17 protein-coding genes are annotated in these 23,728 nt (G+C 30.5%); 10 read left to right on the top strand and 7 right to left on the bottom strand.

Annotation, left to right across the window (positions count from 1 at the left end; genetic code table 11):
* Window positions 1-11: 11 nt before the first annotated feature.
* Complete coding sequence (gene lipB, locus BA195_RS04905; protein ID WP_068703011.1) at window positions 12-716, bottom strand: lipoyl(octanoyl) transferase LipB; 705 nt, start codon at window positions 714-716, stop codon at window positions 12-14.
* Window positions 717-800: 84 nt separating this feature from the next.
* On the opposite strand from lipB, the gene BA195_RS04900 reads away from it, so the two are divergent.
* Complete coding sequence (locus tag BA195_RS04900; RefSeq protein WP_084443066.1) at window positions 801-4,094, top strand: reprolysin-like metallopeptidase; 3,294 nt, start codon at window positions 801-803, stop codon at window positions 4,092-4,094.
* Window positions 4,095-4,409: 315 nt separating this feature from the next.
* Window positions 4,410-5,036 (top strand): deoxynucleoside kinase, encoded by a 627-nt coding sequence (locus BA195_RS04895; protein WP_262509356.1) that lies wholly within the window; start codon window positions 4,410-4,412, stop codon window positions 5,034-5,036.
* Here the strand turns inward: BA195_RS04895 and BA195_RS04890 are convergent.
* Window positions 5,033-5,761, bottom strand: a complete 729-nt coding sequence (locus tag BA195_RS04890; protein ID WP_068703006.1) for a TrmH family RNA methyltransferase — start codon at window positions 5,759-5,761, stop codon at window positions 5,033-5,035. The two genes, BA195_RS04895 and BA195_RS04890, sit on opposite strands and share 4 nt — an antisense overlap.
* Window positions 5,762-5,804: 43 nt before the next feature.
* On the opposite strand from BA195_RS04890, the gene tamL reads away from it, so the two are divergent.
* The 6 genes from tamL to folK all read left to right on the top strand — a co-directional run bounded on the left by tamL (window position 5,805) and on the right by folK (window position 14,554).
* Window positions 5,805-8,285, top strand: a complete 2,481-nt coding sequence (gene tamL / locus BA195_RS04885) for a translocation and assembly module lipoprotein TamL (RefSeq protein WP_245662317.1) — start codon at window positions 5,805-5,807, stop codon at window positions 8,283-8,285.
* Between the two features lie 89 nt (window positions 8,286-8,374).
* Window positions 8,375-9,433 (top strand): class II fructose-bisphosphate aldolase, encoded by a 1,059-nt coding sequence (gene fbaA, locus BA195_RS04880; protein WP_068703002.1) that lies wholly within the window; start codon window positions 8,375-8,377, stop codon window positions 9,431-9,433.
* 152 nt (window positions 9,434-9,585) lie between these two features.
* Complete coding sequence (gene accD / locus BA195_RS04875; protein WP_068703000.1) at window positions 9,586-10,443, top strand: acetyl-CoA carboxylase, carboxyltransferase subunit beta; 858 nt, start codon at window positions 9,586-9,588, stop codon at window positions 10,441-10,443.
* A 127-nt stretch (window positions 10,444-10,570) separates the two neighbouring features.
* On the top strand, window positions 10,571-10,840 hold the full coding sequence (gene rpsO / locus BA195_RS04870) for a 30S ribosomal protein S15 (protein WP_068702997.1): 270 nt from the start codon (window positions 10,571-10,573) through the stop codon (window positions 10,838-10,840).
* A gap of 184 nt (window positions 10,841-11,024) precedes the next feature.
* A complete protein-coding gene (locus BA195_RS04865; protein ID WP_068702994.1) occupies window positions 11,025-13,271 on the top strand; it encodes a polyribonucleotide nucleotidyltransferase in 2,247 nt (748 codons plus the stop codon).
* 155 nt (window positions 13,272-13,426) lie between these two features.
* Window positions 13,427-14,554: a 2-amino-4-hydroxy-6-hydroxymethyldihydropteridine diphosphokinase gene (gene folK / locus BA195_RS04860; RefSeq protein ID WP_068702992.1), complete on the top strand. Its 1,128-nt coding sequence runs from the start codon at window positions 13,427-13,429 to the stop codon at window positions 14,552-14,554.
* Window positions 14,555-14,580: 26 nt separating this feature from the next.
* Here the strand turns inward: folK and BA195_RS04855 are convergent, their stop codons facing one another.
* From BA195_RS04855 to gldB, 3 genes are read right to left on the bottom strand one after another with little or no spacing between them, the layout of a single operon-like run.
* Window positions 14,581-16,515, bottom strand: a complete 1,935-nt coding sequence (locus BA195_RS04855) for a tetratricopeptide repeat-containing sensor histidine kinase (RefSeq protein WP_068702990.1) — start codon at window positions 16,513-16,515, stop codon at window positions 14,581-14,583.
* Window positions 16,516-16,567: 52 nt separating this feature from the next.
* On the bottom strand, window positions 16,568-16,903 hold the full coding sequence (gene gldC, locus BA195_RS04850) for a gliding motility protein GldC (RefSeq protein ID WP_068702987.1): 336 nt from the start codon (window positions 16,901-16,903) through the stop codon (window positions 16,568-16,570).
* Entirely contained in the window at window positions 16,903-17,865 is a 963-nt protein-coding gene (gene gldB, locus BA195_RS04845; protein ID WP_068702981.1) for a gliding motility lipoprotein GldB, read from the bottom strand. Before gldB ends, gldC begins: the two co-directional genes overlap by 1 nt.
* A gap of 95 nt (window positions 17,866-17,960) precedes the next feature.
* On the opposite strand from gldB, the gene nadE reads away from it, so the two are divergent.
* On the top strand, window positions 17,961-18,749 hold the full coding sequence (gene nadE, locus BA195_RS04840) for an NAD(+) synthase (RefSeq protein WP_068702979.1): 789 nt from the start codon (window positions 17,961-17,963) through the stop codon (window positions 18,747-18,749).
* Window positions 18,750-18,935: 186 nt separating this feature from the next.
* Here the strand turns inward: nadE and dnaG are convergent, their stop codons facing one another.
* Window positions 18,936-20,945, bottom strand: a complete 2,010-nt coding sequence (gene dnaG, locus BA195_RS04835) for a DNA primase (RefSeq protein WP_068702977.1) — start codon at window positions 20,943-20,945, stop codon at window positions 18,936-18,938.
* A 124-nt stretch (window positions 20,946-21,069) separates the two neighbouring features.
* Here dnaG and BA195_RS04830 point away from each other — a divergent pair, with 124 nt between their 5' ends.
* Window positions 21,070-22,401: a leucine-rich repeat domain-containing protein gene (locus tag BA195_RS04830; protein WP_068702975.1), complete on the top strand. Its 1,332-nt coding sequence runs from the start codon at window positions 21,070-21,072 to the stop codon at window positions 22,399-22,401.
* A gap of 77 nt (window positions 22,402-22,478) precedes the next feature.
* Here the strand turns inward: BA195_RS04830 and clpX are convergent, their stop codons facing one another.
* A complete protein-coding gene (gene clpX / locus BA195_RS04825; RefSeq protein WP_068702973.1) occupies window positions 22,479-23,717 on the bottom strand; it encodes an ATP-dependent Clp protease ATP-binding subunit ClpX in 1,239 nt (412 codons plus the stop codon).
* Between the last annotated feature and the right edge of the window lie 11 nt (window positions 23,718-23,728).

The raw sequence follows: 23,728 nt of genomic DNA, 5'->3' as shown, positions 1-23,728 counted from the left end.
CAACCCTTTTTTTATGCTTTTATATATTTTTCTACTTCAAAGAGATCTTTAAAATGTTTTAGTATTTTTTGTTTTATTTCTTCTTCTGAAACCTTTTTACCTAATTCAACTTCCATTGAGGTTACTGCTTTACCTCTAATACCACACGGAATAATATTGTCAAAATACCCTAAATTCACATTAACATTTAAAGCAAAACCATGCATAGTAACCCATCTACTAGCACGAATACCCATTGCGCAAATTTTTCTAGCAAAAGGAGTACCAACATCTAACCAAACCCCTGTTTCACCATCACTACGCTCACCTTTTAATCCATATTCAGCAATTGTTAAAATAATAGCTTCTTCTAACAATCGTAAGTATTTATGAATGTCCGTAAAAAAATTTTCTAAATCTAAAATAGGGTAACCAACAATTTGTCCAGGTCCGTGGTACGTAATATCTCCCCCTCTATTTATCTTATAAAAAGTAGCTTTTTTTTCCTTTAATTTTTCTTCATTTAACAATAAGTTACTCATATCACCTGATTTACCAAGAGTATACACATGAGGATGTTCTACAAATAAAAAGTGGTTTGGTGTTACAATTTCTTGAGTCGAATTCCGTTTTTCTCTTTTTAAAGAAACTATTGTATCTAGCAATTGAGTTTGATAATCCCATGTTTCTTTATAATCTTTTTGACCTAAATCACTGACTGTTATTTTTTTATTCATAAATTTACATTCTAAAATAAGTCCCCCAAAGGTAGGAAAAATAGCTCTAAACTGTTATTTTTCACTACTATTAAATCTACAATTATGATTAAAAAAAATGTTCTTTTAGTAGTATTATTCTTCATATTTATCACAAATAGTTCATTCTCTCAGAGCTATTGGAATAAAAGATCTAAGAAAGATATTTCTATCAATAAGAAAGAAATTCTTAGCCGAAAAAACATTCCTCAAAAATACGCTTTAGCAGTATTAAATTTAAATAAGTTAAAAAACCACTTAACTAGTTTTCAATCAAAAAACAATAAAAAAACAATTACGCTACCTAATTCAAAAGGTGAATTAATACAATTTTATGTTCAAGAAACATCTTATTTAGCGCCTAAATTAGCAGCTAAATTTCCGATGATAAAATCATATTCGGCACAAGAAATTGACAACCCAACCACTACTGCTAAAATTAGCTTAGGAGTTAACGGCTTTCATGCTTTGATAAATTACGGTAGTAAAGGTACATTATACATAGACCCGTATACTAAAAATAAGGAGCAATATATTATATATAAAAAAAAGGATTTAATTGCTAGTAATAATAATTTTACCTGTAAAATAGAAGAAACTGCAAAAAGTAATATAGTTAGCCCTAAGCAACAGAGAAATGCAAATGATAGTCAGTTAAGAACCTTTAGAACAGCAATTGCCTGTACTGGAGAATATTCGCAGTTTCATATCAATAGAGCTAATACAACTCCAACCACTGACACAGAAAAAAAAGCAATTGTTTTGTCAGCAATAAATACCACAATGGCTCGTGTAAACGAAGTTTATGAAAGAGATTTAGGAGTTAGAATGATACTGGTAAGTAATAACGACGATTTAATTTTTTTAGATGCAACTACTGATGGTTTAACAAATGATGATTCAGATGATTTAATTGATGAAAGTCAACAAAAATGTGATGCTATTATTGGTGATGCTAACTACGATATTGGTCACACCTTTAGTACCGGTGGTGGTGGTTTAGCTAGTGTACGTTCTGTTTGTGTTACTAATCATAAAGCCAGTGGTATCACTGGTAGAAACCAACCTATTAATGACCCTTATGACATTGACTATGTAGCACATGAAATAGGACATCAATTTGGTGCTATGCATACACAAAATAATGATTGTAACAGAAACAACGCCACAGCTGTAGAGCCTGGAAGCGGCTCTACAATTATGGGCTACGCAGGTATTTGTGATCCTGATGTTCAAGGAAACAGTCATGCTAATTTTCATGCGATAAGCATTGCCCAAATGTGGACACACATACAAAACAGTGGTAATTGTGCTACATTATCTAACACAAATAATGATGCTCCAGTTGCAAATGCTGGTGCCAACTATAGCATTCCAAAATCTACTCCTTTTATTTTAAAAGGAACTGCTACCGATGCGCAAGGAACAAGCGGTTTGACTTATAATTGGGAACAAACGGATAATGAAATTGCAACCATGCCGCCTGTTTCAACCAATACAGCTGGACCTACTTTTAGAGCTTTACCTTCTAGTACTTCTCCAAATAGATATTTACCAACATTAGCAAACGTTGTTAACGGAACTTCAAATCAATGGGAAGTTCTACCTAGTGTTGAAAGAGAGTTAAATTTTGCTTTTACCGTAAGAGATAATCATATTGGTGGAGGAAATTCGGATAGAGATGATGTTGCAATTACCGTTACCAATGCGGTTCCTTTTACCGTTACAGCTCCAAACACTAATGTAATATGGAACGCAGGTGATACTCAAACCATAACATGGAATAAAGGAACCACTGACATTGCTCCAATAAACTGTAGTAAGGTAACTATTAAACTCTCTATAGATGGTGGAGTTACTTTTCCAATTGTTTTAAAGTCAAATACTGATAATGACGGTACCGAAAGCATTACCGTTCCTAATAATGCTACAACACAAGCTCGTATACTTGTTGAAGCTGCTGATAATATTTTTTACAATGTAAATACTTCAAAATTTACCATTAACGCCAATCTTCCTACATTTTTTGTAAATAACAACACCTCAAAGCAAACTGTTTGTAACAATGGTAATAATACTACCAAGTACACCTTAAATTTTGATTTTGTAAACGGATTTAATGAAACAGTAAATTTATCAGCTACAGGTTTACCTAACGGAGCAACAGTTAACTTTACTCCAAGTACAATTAACACTGATGGTGATGTTATCATGACCGTTGCTAATTTAAACGGCACTACTCAGCAAGAATATACAATTGTTGTACAAGCACAAACAAACACTTTTACTAAAACCACCGAAGCCCTTTTAAAGGTTAATTCTAATAATTTCTCTACCCAAAATTTAACATCACCTGCAAACGCTAATATAAATACGAGTATTACCCCTACTTTTGAATGGGAAACAAATTTAAATGCGACTTCTTATAAAATTGAAATTGCAACTAATGCTAACTTCAGTTCTATTATAGTTAACGAAACAACAACCGTCAATTCATACACTCCGTCTTCTTTTCTATCTCATAGTACAAATTATTACTGGCGTGTAAAACCTATAAGCGCTTGTGGAGAAGGTGATTTTTCTAATAATTTTACTTTTACAACAGAAGATCCGTCTTATTGCGATTCAACTTTTACAGATGAGACTGGAGGTACGGAACATATAACCAATGTTACCCTTAATACAATTAACAACACTTCAGGCAACAACACTGTAAATGGATATGAAGATTTTACTACCATAACCACAAACCTTGAAAGAAAGCAAGCATATGAAATAAGTATAACACTTAACACAGGTGGATTCCAAGATCATTGCTATGTTTTTATTGATTGGAACCAAGATTATCAATTTAACAACTCTACCGAAAGATATGATTTAGGAAATCAAACTACAGATATAGCCACAGCTACCTTAAATATAACAGTACCAGAAAATGCTGTTTTAGGAAAAACGAGAATGAGAGTTGTTATTGAATATTTTGAATTAGAAACCTCATCAAACGGTGATGGCGCTTGTGATTCTGATCATAAAAGTGAATGGGGAGAAACTGAAGATTATACTATTAATATTGAAGAAAGTTTTGCTACCGATAATAATTTATTCACCGATTTAAAAATAGGTAGTATACCTTTACTTTCTAATCAAAAACTAAACATCGAATTCAAGGTTAAGTCAAGAGATTTAATTATTATCCGACTATTCGATTTAGCAGGTAATTTAGTACACACTCAAAACTTTTCTACCATTTCAAATATATTCAAAGAAGGGATTCAATTCCCAAAAATGAGTAGCGGTATTTATTTACTTCAAGTAGAAAATAGTGGAAAAACAAAAACGCGAAAAATTATTATTGAATAAAAATTTCACTAACTAGATCAAAAAACCTTTTTTAATAGAAGGTTTTTTGATTTTTACTCATTACTTAAAATTATCATTAAAGACAAAACAATAAACGTATTAATATGTAGAGACATGATTAGTTATTTTATTAAAAATAATATAGAATAATGATATATTTTTAACACTTATCATATGTATTTATTTCTAAACTACGCAAAAAAATTAAAACACAACAAAAACATTCAAATTGTAAATATGTAAGGCTATGGTTATAAATTGATTTGTTAAACATTGTTACAAATCTCTTTTTTTATGTAATTTTACCATCTTGAAATATCTAAAAATATGCATGTAGCAATTGCCGGAAATATTGGCGCAGGTAAAACCACTTTAACTAAATTATTAGCTAAACATTACAATTGGGATCCTCATTTTGAATCGGTAGATGAGAATCCTTATTTAGATGACTTTTATGCTGAAATGGAACGTTGGTCTTTTAACCTACAAGTTTTCTTTTTAAACAGCCGTTTTCGTCAAGTATTAGAATTAAGGCAATCTGGCAAAAAAATAATTCAGGATAGAACTATTTACGAAGATGCACATATTTTTGCACCTAACTTACACGCAATGGGCTTGATGACGAATCGTGATTATAGTAATTATTCTTCGTTATTCGAATTAATGGAAAATTTAGTAACCCCTCCAGATTTATTAATTTATTTACGTGCAGATATTTCTACTTTAGTTGGTCAAATTCACAAGCGAGGCAGAGAGTATGAAAACTCTATTAGTATCGATTATTTAAGCAGGTTAAATGAACGTTACGAAGCGTGGATTAGCCAATACACCAAAGGAAACCTACTAGTTATTGATGTTGATAATTTAGACTTTGTTAAAAATCAAGAAGATTTAGGGTCTATTATTGATAAAATTGACGCACAAATAAACGGTTTATTTTAACTTCTTCTAAATTCACTTAATAAAATAGCAGTTGCTGTTGCAACATTTAAACTTTCTGTTTGTTGAATTTCACCAAACCTAGGAATTGTTAACTTGCGGTTTACAATTGCCGATATTTCTGCTGAAATTCCGTTTGCTTCATTTCCCATTACTAAAACAGCTTTTTCGGGTAATGAGGTTTTATATACATTGTCACCATCCATATCAGCTGTAAAAACAGGAAAATCACTGTTTGATAAAAATGTATATAAATCAACATACGAAATATTTACTCTGGTTAAAGACCCCATAGTTGATTGTACTACTTTTTGGTTGTAACAATCTACCGTGCTTTTAGAACAAATCAACTCCGTAACACCAAACCAATCACACAAACGAATAATGGTTCCTAAATTACCTGGATCATTTATTTCATCTAAAGCAACTATAAAACAGTTTTCTGATATTTCTTTTTCATCAGGAATCTGAAATAATCCTAAAACTTTATTCGGATTTTTTAACGTACTAATTTTTTTTAACTCATTTTCTGTTATAACTGTATGAGCTACATTTTTAGGTAACTCAACAACATCTTCTGTCATAAAAATATGCGATGCTTCTACCGACGACTTTAACAACTCATTTACAACCTTTATTCCTTCAGCAACAAATAATTTATGCTTTTGTCTATACTTTTTTTGTTGTAAACTTGTTATTAACTTCAGATTGTTTTTTGATAAACTCATTAAATATTTTTTAACACATTATAACCACTAAAAAATAGTATTTTTGTCATTTAAAATACGAGGCGTAAAGTTAATGAAAAAACTTTCTTTCTTCTTTTTATTAGTCATCTTATTCAGTTCGTGTAATACGATAAAATATGTAAATAAAAATGAGTTACTATTAGCAAAAAACACTGTTTATATTGATAGTATAAAAAACTCTAGTGAAAACATTACTGAATTATTGCTGCAACGTCCTAATGCAAAAGCCTTAGGCATACCTTTATCTTTATATTTTTATAATTTAGGAAACCCGAAAGCTCCTAAAAAACCTAGCGAATGGGGTAAAAAACACCCTAATACTTATTCTTTTTTCAAAAAAAACTTTTCTGAAAAACAGAGTATCTCTATAGCTAAAAATTTTATCGGAATTAATAACTGGTTTTTAAATAGTGGGGAAGCTCCTATTATTATAGATGATATAAAAACAAAAAAAACGGTTATAAATTTAAAAACCTATTTTCAAACAGAAGGTTATTTTAGATCAAAAGTATCCTTTAAAAAAGACACTATTTCTAATCGAAAAGGGGCTATAACCTACTCTATACAAAAAGGTAATCCTTCTTTTTTAGATTCTATTTACACCAAAATTTCATCTCCTACTCTAGATGTTATCTATAAAGAATCAAAAGGTAAAAGTTTTCTTAAATCTGGAGACCAATATAAAGATGGTAATTTTATTAAAGAAGCAAATCGGCTAGTTACCTTATTTAGAAATAAAGGAATATATCATTTTAATGAAAATTATATTTCTTTTGATAATGACACACTTAAAGATTACCAGAAAACAAGTGTAGATATTAATATTTCTGACCGAGTAATTCCTTTTAAAATTCAAACAATAAAAAAAATAAACGTTTTTACTGATTATACCTACAATAAAAGAGACTCTCTTCATAAAGATACTTTATTGTATAAAGGAATTAATTTTTATGCTCATAAAAAATTAAAGTATAATCCAAAATTTTTATCACAATCATTGTTTGTTAAGCCCAACTCGGTTTATAACGATATATCAAGAAATTTAACTAGAACCCATTTAAGAGGTTTAAAAAATTTTAAATCTACCTCTATTCGTTACAATGAATTAAGCGACCATGAATTAGAAGCAAATATATTTTTAACCCCTATTGAAAAATATACTCTTGGTTTAGACACTGAGTTATCTCGCTCTAACATCCGTAACTTCGATGTTTCATTAAAGTTTTCTTTAACAAATAGAAACACCTTTAAAGGTGCTGAAATTTTTAAATTTTCAACTTTTGGTTCTTATTTTAATTCTAACAATGGACCTGGATGGGAAATTGGAGCCGATCTTTCATTAGAAGTGCCTCGTTTTATGGCTCCCTTTGGTTTACAGTCACTTGTACCAAAAAGGATGTTTCCAAAAACCAAATTTTTCATTGGTGGAGGAATTCAGAAAAACATTGGTCTTGATAACCAAAATATATCTGTAGGAATTGATTATAAATGGAATTATAATAAACGGAAATCTATCCAATTAGAATTTTTCAACACACAATATATTCGTAATTTTAATGTAGATAATTATTTTAATATCTACTCATCTGAATATTCAAAACTTAAAGATGTAGATACTGCTAATAATAATTATACTTTACCTCAAAATATACCAAGTAATTCTGATAATATACTTCAATTTATTCAAGATGTTAGAGGAGACACTTCTTTTGCCAGCACAAATCCATCAGAATATCAAAGCAACCTTAATATATTAAATAGATACAATATCATTACCTCTGATTTCTTAATTCCAGAAATAGCTTTTAATTATATCTATAACAACCAAGAAAACACGAAAGACACCAATTTTTCTTTTTTTAAATTTCGAATTGCAAATTCTGGGAACATTATGGGTTTGCTATCCAAGCAAACAAATGCTAATGGACGAAAAACTGTATTTAAAATACCTATTGCACAATATTTTAAAACAGATATCGAATATAAAAAATACTGGAATTTAGGAAGCAACACCGTTTTAGCGCACAGAACATTTTTGGGAGCAATCGCAACTTACAACAACTCTAGCATTCCTTTTTCTCGTAGTTATTTTGCAGGAGGATCAAACGACATTAGAGCATGGAGAACCTACGACTTAGGTCCAGGAACCAGACGCCCTGGGTTAGAATATAACATTGGTAGCTTAAAATTTTTAACAAGTTTTGAATATCGTTTTGATATGATAGGTTCATTAAAAGGTGCTTTATTTGTTGATGCAGGAAATATTTGGGATATCACAAATTCTCAATTTATTGACGAAAACGCAAAATTCAAAAACCTAAAATCACTAAATGATATGGCAGTAGGCTCAGGATTTGGGCTCCGATACGACTTTAAATTTTTAGTAGCCCGATTGGACTTAGGATTTAAAATGCGTGAACCTTACTTAACTAATAATCGATGGTTTAAAAACTTCAATTTTAAAAGCTCTGTTATAAATATCGGAATTAACTACCCTTTTTAACTAAAACGTTATCGGTAAAAATGACAATAACTTAGTCAAAAATGTGTAAATTTGGCATTCACAACAACTGTAAACTAAAAAACTAAAAAATGATAAAAGCTGGCGTTGCTACTGGAAAAGAAGTACAAGAAATATTTCAATTAGCAAAAGATAAAAAATTTGCTTTACCTGCTGTAAACGTGGTAGGATCTAATACAGTAAACACTGTTTTAGAAACTGCAAAAGAATTAAACTCACCCGTTATAATTCAATTCTCTAACGGAGGAGCACAATTTAACGCCGGTAAAGGCTTATCTAACGAAAATGAAAAAGCAGCTATCGCAGGGGCAGTTGCCGGAGCAAAACACGTTCATTTATTAGCTGATGCTTATGGTATTCCTGTAATTTTACATACCGACCACGCCGCTAAAAAGTTATTACCTTGGATTGATGGTTTACTTGACGCAAGTGAACAACATTATAAAGAAACAGGAAAATCTTTATACAGCTCTCACATGATTGATTTATCTGAAGAGCCAATTAAAGAAAATATTGAAATTTGTAAAGAGTATTTAGCTCGAATGAGTAAAATAGGAATGACTTTAGAAATTGAATTAGGTATTACAGGAGGAGAAGAAGACGGTGTTGATAATTCAGATGTTGATATTTCTAAATTATACACACAACCCGAAGAGGTTGCTTTTGCTTACGAAGAATTAATGAAAGTAAGTGATCAATTTACCATTGCTGCTGCCTTTGGAAATGTACATGGTGTATACAAACCAGGAAACGTAAAATTAACCCCTTCTATATTAAAAGACTCACAAGAATATATTTCAAAAAAATATAATGTACCTCATAACACGATCGATTTTGTTTTTCACGGAGGATCAGGTTCTACTTTAGATGAAATTAGAGAAGCAATTGGCTACGGAGTTATAAAAATGAATATTGACACTGACCTACAATATGCTTTTACCGAAGGTGTTAGAGATTATGTTTTAGCGAAAAAAGAATATTTAGCAAGCCAAATTGGTAATCCTGATGGAGCCGACCAACCAAATAAAAAACATTATGACCCTCGTAAATGGTTACGAGAAGGTGAAATTACATTTAAAACACGTCTTAAAAAAGCTTTTGAAGACTTAAACAATGTAAATACATTATAAAAATTACTTATAAAAAAAGCGCTTAGAAATATTCTAAGCGCTTTTTTTGTTTCAAAAAACCAAAGTTCATAAAAATAATTTACATTTGTAGCCTACTCTTTTTTACAAAATAAGAGTCATATACTAACAAACAACAAAAAATAAACTAAACTATGGCTTGGTTTAAACGTACAGATAAAGGGATTCAAACCCCTACAGAACAAAAAAAAGATACACCTAAAGGCTTGTGGTATAAAACACCAAGCGGAAAGGTAATTGACACTGATGAATTAAAGAAAAACTTATATGTAAGCCCTGAAGATGGTTATCATGTTCGTATCGGAAGTCATGAATATTTTGATATATTCTTTGACGATAATGATTTTAAAGAGTTAAACTCAAATCTTACTGCCAAAGACCCTTTAAAATTTGAAGACACTAAAAAATATCCAGATCGTTTAAAAGCAGCGCAAAAGAAAACAGGCTTAAAAGATGCCGTTCGTACAGCTGTAGGAAAATCTAACGGAAAAGATATCGTTATCGCTTCTATGGATTTTGCATTTATAGGAGGATCAATGGGAAGTGTTGTTGGAGAAAAAATAGCAAGAGCTATTGATTATTCAATAAAAAACAAGCTTCCTTTTTTAATGATTTCAAAATCAGGAGGTGCCCGTATGATGGAAGCTTCACTATCATTAATGCAATTGGTAAAAACATCTGCGAAATTAGCGCAATTAGCAGATGCTAAAATTCCGTATATATCATTATGTACAGATCCTACTACTGGAGGCACAACAGCTTCTTTTGCAATGTTAGGAGACATTAATATAGCAGAACCAAATGCTTTAATTGCTTTCGCAGGACCACGTGTTGTAAAAGATACAACAGGTAAAGAATTACCTGAAGGCTTTCAACGTTCAGAGTTTGTATTAGAACACGGATTTTTAGATGGTATTTACGAGCGTAAGAACTTAAAAAAACAAGTAAACTTATACATTGATTTAATTCAAAATCAACCCATAAGAGCCTAATAAAAAAGCTAGCAAATGCTAGCTTTTTTATTTTTACATCATTAATATGATTTTAAAAAATAGTTGTACATTTGCTGATTCAATGCAAAAGCATTGTGTACATTAAAATCATTTAAACAATATTGGTATGTATTTAACTAAAGAAGTAAAAGAAAACATCTTCACAAAACACGGTAAAGGAGCAAACGATACTGGTTCTGCAGAAGGTCAAATTGCATTATTCACACACAGAATTAACCACTTAACTGAGCACTTAAAGCAAAATCGTAAAGATTTTAACACAGAGCGTTCATTAGTAAGAATGGTTGGTAAGCGTAGAAGCTTGTTAGATTACTTGAAGAAAAAAGAAATCAACAGATATCGTGCAATTATTAAAGAATTAGGAATTAGAAAATAATTTCTTTCAAAAAGAGGCTCTATAAACGTGCCTCTTTTTTATTTTACAAAAATTCATTTCTGACTAACAAACAGAAATTTATATAAAAAACTCAAAATTTTTAACAACAATTTTGAATTTCCATTGCAACAACAAACAATAACAACACAACAACAAACAATTTAAAAATTTAGAATTAAAATTTATGATTCCAAAAGTATTTAGAGAGGTCATCGACCTTGGAGATGGAAGAACCATCTCATTAGAAACGGGTAAGTTAGCAAAACAAGCCCACGGGTCAGTTGTTGTTCAAATGGGAAAAGCAATGTTGTTATGTACAGTTGTATCTAACTACAAGCAATCTGATGTAGATTTTTTACCTTTAACGGTAGATTATAGAGAAAAATTTGCTGCCGCAGGACGTTATCCTGGAGGATTCTTTAAAAGAGAAGCAAGACCAAGTGATGGAGAAGTATTAACAATGCGTTTAGTAGACCGTGTTTTACGTCCATTATTTCCAAAAGATTACCATGCGGAAACACAAGTTATGATTCAATTAATGTCTCATGACGAAGATGTTATGCCAGACGCTTTAGCAGGTTTAGCAGCATCAACAGTAATACAATTGTCTGATATTCCTTTCGAAACACCAATTTCTGAAGTACGTGTTGCACGTGTAAATGGGGAATTTGTTATCAATCCAAACAGAACTCAATTAGCAGATGCTGATTTAGATATGATGATTGGAGCTTCTGCAGATTCTGTAATGATGGTAGAAGGAGAAATGGATGAAGTTTCTGAAGAAGAAATGGCCGATGCAATTAAATTTGCACACGAAGCTATTAAAGTACAATGTGCTGCTCAGGTGCGTTTAGCTGAAGCTTTTGGTAAAAAAGAAACTCGCGAATACGAACCAGAAAGAGAAGATGAAGAGTTAGCTAAAAAGATTAATGATTTAGCTTACGATAAATGTTATGCTATTGCAAAACAAGGAACTTCAAAAGCTGAACGTTCTGCTGCATTTGCAGAAGTTAAAGAAGAAGTTGTTGCAACTTTTTCTGAAGAAGAAATAGCTGATTTTGGTGGATTAATTGGAAAATATTTCAATAAAGCTCAAAAAAATGCTGTTCGTGAATTAACATTAGCTGAAGGTTTACGTTTAGATGGTCGTAAAACAACAGACATCAGACCAATTTGGTGTGAAGTAGATTACTTACCATCAACACACGGTTCTTCAATCTTTACACGTGGTGAAACTCAAGCATTAGCCACAGTAACTTTAGGAACATCAAGAGAAGCAAATAAAATAGACATGCCTACTTACGAAGGTGAGGAAACTTTCTATTTACACTATAACTTCCCTCCTTTCTGTACAGGTGAAGCACGTCCTTTAAGAGGAACTTCACGTAGAGAAGTTGGTCATGGTAACTTAGCACAAAGAGCATTAAAAGGAATGGTTCCTGATGATTGCCCTTACACGGTAAGAGTTGTATCTGAAGTATTAGAATCTAACGGTTCTTCATCTATGGCAACAGTATGTGCTGGTACAATGGCAATGATGGACGCTGGTGTACAAATGAAAAAACCAGTTTCAGGTATTGCTATGGGATTAATTTCTGATGGTGATCGTTACGCAGTTTTATCTGATATTTTAGGAGACGAAGATCATTTAGGTGATATGGATTTTAAAGTAACTGGTACTGCTGATGGTATTACTGCTTGTCAGATGGATATTAAAGTAAAAGGATTATCATATGAGATTTTAGTAAATGCGCTAAAACAAGCTCGTGATGGTCGTTTACATATTTTATCTAAATTAACCGATACTATTCAAACTCCAAACGAAGATGTTAAAGCACATGCGCCTAAAATGATAACTAGACGTATCCCTAATGATATGATTGGTGCATTTATTGGCCCAGGAGGTAAACATATTCAAGAGTTACAAAAAGATACTGAAACTACAATTGTAGTAACAGAAGATCCTGTAACAGAAGAAGGAATCATTGAAATTTTAGGTACTAAACCTGAAGGAATTGATGCGGTTACTTCACGTATCGAATCAATGTTATTTAAGCCACAAGTTGGTAGTGCTTATGAAGTAAAAGTAATTAAAATGTTAGATTTCGGTGCCGTTGTAGAATATATGGAGGCTCCAGGAAACGAAGTTTTATTACACGTAAGTGAATTAGCTTGGGAACGTACAGAAAATGTTTCTGATGTTGTAAATATGGGAGATGTTTTTGATGTAAAATATTTTGGAACTGACCCTAGAACACGTAAAGAAAAAGTTTCTCGTAAAGCTTTGTTACCAAAACCAGAAGGTTATGTAGCAAGACCACCAAGAGATGATAAAAGAAGTGGTGGCCGTGATAATAGAGGAAGAGATAATCGTGGACGTGACAATCGTCGTGATGATAGAAAACCAAGAGAAGATAAAAAAGAAGCATAGAAAACCTTCTTTCTTAAAACAAAAAAACAACCTTATGGTTGTTTTTTTGTTTTAGATAAACACGTAAAAACAATCTTACTTTACTTTTTTTTTTAAAATTAAACTGTTTTTTTTATCCATCTTATTTTAGTTTTATTTTACTTTGCAATCTGCTCATGAAAATACAACGAACTACATATTTATCTATAGGGACAAACCAAGGTGATAAATTCAAAAACATTCAAAATGCAATAAATTTAATTGCTAATAAAGTTGGTGCAATTCAAAAAATTGCTTCAATATATAAAACTCCTTCTTTAGGTTTTGATGGCGCAGAATTTTATAATACCTGCATCAAAGTATCAACCTATTTACCTCCTGAAAGCTTAATAAAAACATTACTTATTATTGAAAAAGAATTAGGGAGATCTCCAAAAACAACTAAAGGTTACACAGATAGAATTATTGATATAGACATTGTCTTATTTGAAGATGAGATTATATTTTCTAAAAACCTTATTGTACCACATCCACGAATGTTAGAACGAAAGTTTGTATTAGTTCCGTTGGTTGAAATTGCTCGAAATACCCTTCACCCAATAGAAAAAAAACATTTATACATTTGTTTAAAAAACTGTATCGATAGCTCAAAAATAACACCTATCAAAAAACAATTAGAAAGACCTATTCCTATAACCGAAAAATACAATTACATAGCTATAGAAGGTAATATTGGCGCAGGAAAAACATCATTAGCAAATATGATGTCAGATGAGTTTAATGCCAAGATTGTATTAGAACGTTTTGCCGACAATCCGTTTTTACCAAAATTCTATGAAGATAATGAACGTTATGCTTTTTCTTTAGAAATGAGTTTTTTAGCAGACAGGTACCAACAGTTATCTGATGATTTAGCACAATTTGATTTATTTAAAAACTTTATCGTTTCTGATTACTACATCTTTAAATCATTAATTTTTGCACAAGTTACTTTACAAAAAGATGAATATAAATTGTATCGTAAAATGTTCGATTTAATGTATAAAGAAATTACAAAACCTGACTTGTATGTATATTTATACCAAAATACAGATCGATTACTAGAAAATATTAAAAATAGAGGTCGTGAATATGAGCAAAATATTGAAGCTGAATATTTACAAAAAATTCACGATGGTTATAGTAACTTTATAAAAACACAACAAGATTTAAACATACTGATTATTGATGTTTCTGATTTAGATTTTGTAAACAACTTTGATGATTACCATTTTATAATTAATAAAATAAAAAATCATTCATAACAATCTCCTAAAACCAACAGCTATTGCTAAGCTTTATTTATTTCAATATTAATAATAGTCCCTCTTCCTTTTTTAGAATCCACCATTAACTTTCCATTAATCTTCTTTAATCTATTTTTTATATTTAGATACCCTAAGCCTTTTTTTGTTTCGTAAAAATTAAATCCAACACCATTATCTTCAAACATAATATTTAGGCGTTTTTTATCTGATAAATTTACATTTAACTCCATAAAAGATGCCTTTGCATGCTTAAGTGTGTTGGTTATTAATTCTTGAATAATTTTAAAAACTTCAGTTTTTATCTCTTGTGGTAAATCATCTATTTTTTTCTTAGGATGCGCTGTAAATGAAGCTATGATATTACTTGAGTCACCAATATTATTTAAGTACATTTCAATTTCATCACAAAAAACATCTCCTTTTTTTTGATCTGAAACTAATGAATGTGATATGTTTCTTACTTGAGTATAAGTATCATTTACTTGAATACTTACTTTTTTTATATAAGTTGGATTTGAAATTTTAGAACTGGCTAATTGCAATTTTATTGCAGCTAAATTCCCCCCAATACTATCGTGCAATTCTTGTGCTATTCTTTCACGTTCTAAATCTCTTCCGGTAATATTTGCTTTTATTAATTCTAGTTCTTTTTCTTTATATAACGTTGTTACTTTTTGTAAATTAATCTCTTTTTCTTTTTTATTTAATTCACTTTGAGCCTGTAAGCGCAAATAATAATTAATAAGCAAACCTATAACAAGAACAAGAAGAATTAAAAAAGAAATTAACATGAATTTTTTATTTTCTTTTTCTTTTTTCAAATTAAACTCCTGTAATTCTTGATCTTTTTTTAATAAGTCAATTTCTTTTTCCTTTTTTATAGTTTCATATCTAACTTCTAACTCATTAATTTTTTCTACTTTCTGTAACTGATTAATAGAATCTCGTATTTTAAAATACTTTGAGTTATGATAAAAAGCATCTTTATAATTTTTCCTTTTTATTGCCAGTACTTTTAACTTTTCATAAATTTTTAATTGTTTTGCTAATAAACCCAATTCTAATGCTCCAATAAGTGCGATACCATATGACAATTGGGCATTTTTATAATCTTTTAAAAAAAAATATACATTACCTAAACCTATTCTTGCCTCTATTTTTGTTTGATGAAACCCTTGTTTTTTACTAATTTTTATTGTCTCTGTATAAAACTCTTTTGCCTTACTTACTTGTTTTTGTTCTTGAGCATTGTTTCCTAAATTTAAAAGAATTGCCACCATTGCATTAGTGTTATTATCAATCAAACTCATATTATACGCTTTCTTAAAATAATTATCTGAAGCTTTATAATTTTTAAGTTCACCATAAATCATCCCCATATTTATATAACTTCCATAAGTAATTTCTTTATCTTCTTTATAACTTAAACATTCTTTAAAAAAACTAAGTGCTTTTTCTAACTCTCTTTCGTTATAATATACTAATGCCAATCCATGTGTATTAGCATAATATGAGTATTTTTCGTTATACTTTTGAGCCTCTTCGATTCCTTGTAAATACCATTTTTTACTTTCTTTATAAAGCCCTTTAACATTATAGTTTTTACCTAAAAGATTACAAACAGTTGCTTTTCTTCTTGCTTTTATTGAATCACTACCTTGTGTATTAAATTTAAGCGATTTTTTTGCATAAATTATTGATGAGTCTATTGCGACTTTTCTATTAAAGTAATAGGCTAAAATTATATTCTTATTCATTAAAGCATAACGAGACTTAAAAATTTCTTCTGAATCTTTAGCTATTAAATATGCTTTATCTTCTTCATTATTATTTAATAAATAAAAAGCTTTTTGAATTTGTTTTACTTCGTTTTCACTTTTAACTCCCCTTAAACTATTGTTTTGGCTATTAACAGTAATCGTAATTAAAATTAAAAATAAGGTTAGGTATTTAATCATAATCAAAAATAATTATCCTTTAACAAAAAAAGCAGCTTAAAAGCTGCTTTTTTTATTTTTTAAGTTCAAGTTTCTCAGCAAAATAATCACAAAAATCTCGCATAGTCGCACTCATTTTTTCGTCATTTGTTGCTCTTTCAAATGAACCTGCCATAGATACTAATGTTTGATGATAAAATTGTTTCATTTCATCAACAGGCATATCTTTTGTCCATAAATCCATACGCAAAGTATCTTTTTTCTTATGATCCCATACAGATAGCATTATCGCTTTTGAAGGCTCATTACTAATTCCACCATCCTCTGCATTCCATGAAATTTCTTCCGGAATTTTATTTTCGTCTAATCCTACCTTAAAAGTTATTTTAGAAGTGTGTTCTATCGCCATTATTTCCTTGGTTTGTATTTTGATTTTTTGAAGATTTCAACTTCATTTTTTTGTACTAACTCTTGCAAAGATACATCATTCTTTTGCATATAAGATCGTACTATTTGCCAACCGATAAACTCAGCTATTCGACCAGGAGATTGCCTATCTTGCTCCATATAGAATTTAGAAAAAGGCGCAATATCTAAAAATCGTTTATCTAATTCCTTACTAGTACTATACAACATATCTTTTTCAACAAAATGCTTCCAAATTTGCTCTTCGTTACTCTTAGCCCAGTCAAGTTTTGTTTTAGAAAAACCTATTTTTTGTGCATCTAACACATTTGGTAAATAAGCGTCTAACAGATACATTTTTTTACCTTTATAAATCATTTTGTTTATAAAATCACGTTGCTTTCTATGTAATATTTGAGCATTTATAATGGACTTTGCTACATCAACTACAATATGTTCTTTTTCATTATTTTGTTTAACGTAAACTGGATAATCATTATAAAATCGATGTTTTTTACCTAAATAAGCATCCAACGAAATTAGCAACAAACTATCTGCATATACAATTCGGTTATCATAATCAATATTAGTTAACATTGTAATTACTCTTGGGCTTTTAAACTTAGAGTTGTAATACTTTACATGTTTAAAAAGTGACGTTAATTCCTCCGTTAATTTACCAACGCTACCATATACTTTTTGCGTTTCAGTAAACAACTCTCTTTCATCCTTATCATGCATCTTATTTACCCAAACACTATCTGGTTGTTTAGGAAACAATAAAGGATATTTTGTTTTTAATTTCTTTAATTGATTAGGTTTTGCTGTGTAAAAATCAACATCAAACCTATCAATATTTACATTTGTTTTTATTGTAGAAACATCTATATTTAATTTAAAATTTGTTTCTTTTTGACAAGAAATTAAACTTGAAACTAAAACACAAAGTGCTAAAATTTTTCTCATGAACTTTAGTATATTTACATTTAACATTACAACGTCGAAATTACTAAAATAGTTTATATCAATTTTATATAAACGCTTATAAAATCTGTTTAATTATGAATGCATCAAAAGTATCAGAACATATTGTACAATGGTTAAAAAACTACGCTACTAATTCAGGAGTAAACGGGTTTGTTGTTGGTATTTCAGGTGGTATTGATAGTGCGGTTACCTCAACTTTGTGTGCATTAACCGGTTTACCTACTTTATGTGTTGAATTGCCAATTCATCAAGCTGCAAGTCAAGTAAACAGAGCTAATGAGCATATTAAACTATTAAAAGATCGTTTTAATAACGTTACTGAAGCTGAAGTAAACCTGACTAGTACTTTTGAAGATTTTAAAACAGTAGTTCCTAAAGCCGAAGTTTCTGCTAAAACCGACTTAGCATTAGCAAACACAAGAGCTCGTTTACGCATGACAACGCTGTATTACTTTGCTGGTTTACACGGTTTATTAGTTGCCGGAACGGGTAATAAAGTAGAGGATTTTGGTGTCGGTTTTTACACTAAATATGGTGATGGAGGTGTTGATTTAAGTCCTATTGCCGATTTAGTAAAATCTGAAGTATATGCTTTAGCGTCACATTTAAACGTACCAAATTCAATTCAAAAAGCACAACCTACCGATGGTTTATTTGGTGATAGCAGAACTGATGAAGATCAAATAGGTGCTTCGTACGACGAATTAGAATGGGCTATGCACATGCAAGATTTAGGTAAAAACAATACTGACTTTACTGGCAGAGAATTAGAAGTTTTTAAAATATATACCCGTCTAAACAGTATTAATCAGCATAAAATGATTCCAATTCCTATTTGCGAAATACCAAAAAGCTTAAAGTAAATTCAAAAACATCATTTGACGTTTAATTTTTTGATATGTCTGTTTTTTATATCCGTTAGAAATTTTTACTGGCAATAATATCAAGAGCCTTAAAAGCTCTAAGAAATGTAATATATTTTTCATGATTTTTCTTTTTCATTGTAAACTTACAAAAAAGAAATTATAAAAATCAATTAACAACAAAAGTTAAACTACACGGTTTAACTTTTCAAAAAGACGCTTTTTAAGATCTGTATAATTAGAAATTTCCTCTAAATCAAGTACTGCATTTTGCGTTTGTACTTCGTGCATCATTTCTTTAATTTTTTCTTCTATTAAAATCCTTCGTAAATTTAAGGTTGCATCTGAAACCAATTTTGGAAGAATTTTAATTGTTTCGGTTACAAAAATTTCTTTTCGTTCCCAATCACTTAACGAATATTTTTCTTCATCCATTAAAATATTAGTTACTAAACTTGATATTTCTTGGTTTTCGTGCATTATTAATTGATCAATAGAAATTTTTTCATCTTGATTTAATTGGTGTACCAATTGATAATATGTTAGTTTAAAAATTTCATTTGCAAACTCAATTTCATCTTCTTGCAAATTTAAATACAACTCGTTTGATACGGTATTTTGATACTCTTCTTTTTCTAAAACAGGTCGTCCTTTTTCATCAACACCATCTACCCAGTTTACAAAATCAACAACTTCGTTACCGTATAACAATAAAATTCTAATAATTTCTTTTTCAAGAATATTTAGTTGATCTATTTTCTGAGTTCCCTTTTTTCCGCCTTTTAAAGCCCTCATTCCACCTTGTTCTTGCTCGTACAAGTATTCAGCTGGTGGTTGACTTGAATTATTATTGGCTTGACTTCCTTTATTTGATTTAGCCAAACCTTTAGTTAACAATTGTGCTAACTCACTAAATAAAACACGCTCAGAAATATCCATAATACGCGCACATTCTTGCACATATACTTCTCGCTGTATTCCATCAGGAATTTTAGAAATACTCGTAACAATATCACGAATTAATCCCGCTTTTTTAACAGGGTCGTTTGCTGCTTCTTTCATCAACAAAGACACTTTAAACTCGATAAAATCTTGTGATTTATCGGCTAAATATTCTTTTAATTCAGCTGTTGAATGTGCTTTTGCAAAACTATCTGGATCTTCTCCTTCAGGAAAAGAAACCACTTTTACATTCATTCCCTGCTCTAAAATTAAGTCGATACCTCTAATAGAAGCTCTAATTCCGGCAGCATCACCGTCAAATAAAACGGTAATGTTTTTTGTTAATCTATTTACCAACCTAATTTGATCGGCTGTTAATGCAGTTCCTGATGAAGCAACCACATTTTCTACACCTGATTGGTAAAAAGAAATTACATCAGTATACCCTTCTACCAAATAACAATTATCTTGTTTTGCGATTTCTTTTTTGGCATGATAAATTCCGTATAAAATTTTACTTTTATGGTAAATATCACTTTCGGGTGAATTTAAATATTTTGCAGCTTTTTTATCATTAGTTAATATTCTACCACCAAATCCTAAAATACGCCCCGACATACTGTGTATAGGAAACATTACACGTCCTTTAAAACGGTCGAATTTTTTTATTTGCGGACCACCCTCTTTTACGATTGTTAATCCGGTTGATTTTAAATATTTTAAATCATACCCTTTGGCTAATGCTGCATTGGTAAAATTATCCCACTCATCTTTACAATACCCTAAATCGAATTTTTCGATAATATCTTCTCTAAATCCTCTTTCTTTAAAGTACGACAATCCAATTGCGCGTCCTTTTTGAGTATTCATTAACACATCATGAAAATAATCTTTGGCAAATTTAGAAGCCAAAAACATGCTTTCCCTTTCGTTAAGTTGTTTTTTTTGCTCGTCGGATTGTTCGGTTTCTTCTATTTCAATATTATATTTCTTAGCAAGCCATTTTATAGCTTCAGGATAAGTATAATGTTCGTGTTCCATTAAAAAAGAAACAGCATTCCCTCCTTTTCCTGTACTAAAATCTTTCCATATTTGTTTTACTGGCGATACCATAAACGATGGGGTTCGCTCATCGGTAAACGGGCTGAGCCCTTTAAAACTACTTCCTGATTTTTTTAACTGCACAAACTCTCCTATCACCTCTTCTACTTGGGCTGCTTCAAAAACTCTTTCTATGGTTTGTTGGGTTATCATATGGTATAAAATATAGCGAACAAATATACTCGTTTTATATATTTTGATGATTAAAAAGAAATCTCTTATCTATTTTATTTGCTAAAAACTTATAAATATATAGTTTTGCCACAAATTATCAATCATGAAAACATATATATCATTCATATTTACAGTATTATTAACTATAAATGTAGCTTCGCAAGAAACTATTACTATTCCTGATATTGGTTTGGAGGAATGTTTAATCGACTTAGGAATTGACTCTAACGGATTAAACGGAAGTATTTTAGTTAGTGATGCTAGATATGTTGTTAACCTAAACATTAACGACCCTATAACCAACAAGTTATTACCAAACGTACACTCTAAAGTTAAAGATTTAACAGGACTTGAAAGCTTTCCTAATTTAAAACGTATTGATTGTTTTGGAAATAATATTACAAAAATTGATTTATCTAAAAGCACTTCTATTACTTTTTTAAATTGTAGCGATAATAAAATTGAGCGCCTTGACCTTCGAAACAATACCGAATTAATTTATGTAAGTTGTGATAACAATGAGTTAACGGAGCTTATTCTTGGAGACAACAAAAACCTTGAAAGTTTATACTGTAGTTTTAATCGCATTTCTAAATTAGATGTTAAAGGTTGTACTAAGTTAGAAAGTTTAGATGCTACTAGTAATGAAATTGACGCCATTGTTGTAAACAACGTACAGCGTAATAATATTCCTCAAGCATGGTATAAAGACGACACAGCTTACTACACTACAAATGCTACTGTAAGTACCCCTACTTCAACTATAATTAAAAAAGAAAAAGCAATTGTACAACAACCTAGTGTTGTAAAAAAACAACCGACACAGAATAACACTTCAAAAGAAAGTGCCTCTAATTATTATGAAAAATTTCAACTTTCTGTAGTTACCGAATATGATAAACTTGTTTTAACAGCTGCACATTTACAAAGTAAAAAAGAGGAATTGCAACGAAAATACAGCTTAAACCCAGCACAACTTACCCAATGGCTTGCTAAATATGCTAGTTTATTAACTACAGAAAGTGTAACAAAAACAACTGATGTTGGACTTCCTGCTAAATTTACGCCTGCTTATTATGCTAAATTTAAAAAATCTGCTGTAGAAGAGTATGAAAAAGCCATTCTTACACCGGCTTACCTACAAAGTAAAAAAGAGGAAATTCAGAAAAAATATAATTTAAACGCAAATCAATTTACCGAGTGGATTAATTTACTTGGTAACGCTGATCTTAAAGTAAAAACGACACCTGTTTCAGAAAACTCTGAAAGCTATTATACAAAGTTTAAAAAGTCGGTAGCTAAAGAATATGAATATTTAGTTTTAAACACTGCCTACTTGCAAAGCAAAAAAAACATTGTGCAAAAAAAATATAATTTAACCAATGCACAGCTTACTGAATGGATTCAAAAACACAGTAAAATAAGAACTCGTTAAATATTTTTTAAGCAAATAAAAAAAGCACCTTATAAAAATAAGGTGCTTTTTTTTTGTAACTATTTATTGTACGTCTATTACGAAGCAGCTCTTAATTTCTTTAAAGCCGATTTTGTTATTTTAGCTTCAGCATACTCTTTTGTTATTATTAATTCTTTTTCATCAGAACTAGGCATATCAAACATCGCATCTGTTAAAATAGCTTCACATAACGAACGCAATCCACGAGCACCTAATTTATATGCTACCGCTTTATCTACAATATATTGTAAAGCTTCTTCGGTTAAACTAAATACAACATCATCCATTAAAAATAATTTTGTATACTGTTTAATAATCGAGTTTTTAGGTTCCGTTAAAATAGCCCTTAACGTTTCTGCATCTAACGGATTCATGTGACTTAATACTGGCAAACGACCAATGATTTCTGGAATCAATCCAAAAGATTTTAAATCTGATGGAATAATATATTGTAATAAATTATCCTCATCTATTTTATCTTCATCTATTGATGCGCTGTACCCTACCGCTTGCATATTTAAACGCTTGCTAATAACTCTGTCTATTCCAGAAAAAGCACCGCCTGCAATAAATAAAATATCTTTAGTATCTACCTCAATAAATTTTTGATCAGGATGCTTTCTTCCTCCTTTAGGAGCTACATTTACCACTGACCCTTCTAATAATTTTAATAATGCTTGTTGCACTCCTTCACCAGAAACATCTCTAGTTATTGATGGATTATCGCCTTTACGCGCAATTTTATCAATTTCATCGATAAAAACGATTCCTCTCTGGGCTTTTTCTACATCATAATCTGCAGCTTGTAGTAAACGACTTAAAATACTTTCAACATCTTCACCTACATAACCTGCTTGCGTTAAAACTGTAGCATCAACAATAGAGAATGGTACATTTAACATTTTAGCAATAGTACGGGCTACTAATGTTTTACCAGTACCTGTTTCACCAACTAAAACAATGTTTGATTTTTCTATCTCAACCTCATCAGCATCATCTTTTGCTTGCAATAATCTTTTATAATGATTGTAAACAGCTACTGCCATTGCTTTTTTAGTAGCATCTTGCCCAATAATATATTCATCTAAAAAACCTTTTATTTCTAATGGTTTTTTTAATGTTAAATCTTTAGACAATCCATCAGTTTTAGCTTCAGTTATTTCTTCCTCTACAATTCCGTGTGCTTGCTCTATACATTTGTCACAAATATGCGCATCCATACCTGCGATTAACAAATCGGTTTCTGGTTTTTTACGCCCACAAAAGGAACATTGTAAGTTTTCTTCTTTCGACATCTTATTTGCTT

Origin of the sequence: Tenacibaculum soleae (assembly GCF_001693415.1) — a bacterium.
GTDB classification, from domain to species: Bacteria; Bacteroidota; Bacteroidia; order Flavobacteriales; family Flavobacteriaceae; genus Polaribacter; species Polaribacter soleae.
The sequence above is the reverse complement of the archived record's forward strand: the minus strand, read 5'-3'. Positions and strand labels throughout refer to the sequence as shown.

Bases quoted from the DNA above. Each gene is read 5' to 3' on its own strand.
- lipB (WP_068703011.1), bottom strand. From the start codon at position 716: ATGAATAAAAAAATAACAGTCAGTGATTTAGGTCAAAAAGATTATAAA.
- BA195_RS04900 (WP_084443066.1), top strand. From the start codon at position 801: ATGATTAAAAAAAATGTTCTTTTAGTAGTATTATTCTTCATATTTATC.
- accD (WP_068703000.1), top strand. From the start codon at position 9,586: ATGGCTTGGTTTAAACGTACAGATAAAGGGATTCAAACCCCTACAGAA.
- rpsO (WP_068702997.1), top strand. From the start codon at position 10,571: ATGTATTTAACTAAAGAAGTAAAAGAAAACATCTTCACAAAACACGGT.
- clpX (WP_068702973.1), bottom strand. From the start codon at position 23,717: ATGTCGAAAGAAGAAAACTTACAATGTTCCTTTTGTGGGCGTAAAAAA.
- gldB (WP_068702981.1), bottom strand. From the start codon at position 17,865: ATGAGAAAAATTTTAGCACTTTGTGTTTTAGTTTCAAGTTTAATTTCT.
- nadE (WP_068702979.1), top strand. From the start codon at position 17,961: ATGAATGCATCAAAAGTATCAGAACATATTGTACAATGGTTAAAAAAC.
- folK (WP_068702992.1), top strand. From the start codon at position 13,427: ATGAAAATACAACGAACTACATATTTATCTATAGGGACAAACCAAGGT.
- fbaA (WP_068703002.1), top strand. From the start codon at position 8,375: ATGATAAAAGCTGGCGTTGCTACTGGAAAAGAAGTACAAGAAATATTT.
- BA195_RS04855 (WP_068702990.1), bottom strand. From the start codon at position 16,515: ATGATTAAATACCTAACCTTATTTTTAATTTTAATTACGATTACTGTT.
- dnaG (WP_068702977.1), bottom strand. From the start codon at position 20,945: ATGATAACCCAACAAACCATAGAAAGAGTTTTTGAAGCAGCCCAAGTA.
- BA195_RS04830 (WP_068702975.1), top strand. From the start codon at position 21,070: ATGAAAACATATATATCATTCATATTTACAGTATTATTAACTATAAAT.
- BA195_RS04865 (WP_068702994.1), top strand. From the start codon at position 11,025: ATGATTCCAAAAGTATTTAGAGAGGTCATCGACCTTGGAGATGGAAGA.
- BA195_RS04890 (WP_068703006.1), bottom strand. From the start codon at position 5,761: ATGAGTTTATCAAAAAACAATCTGAAGTTAATAACAAGTTTACAACAA.
- gldC (WP_068702987.1), bottom strand. From the start codon at position 16,903: ATGGCGATAGAACACACTTCTAAAATAACTTTTAAGGTAGGATTAGAC.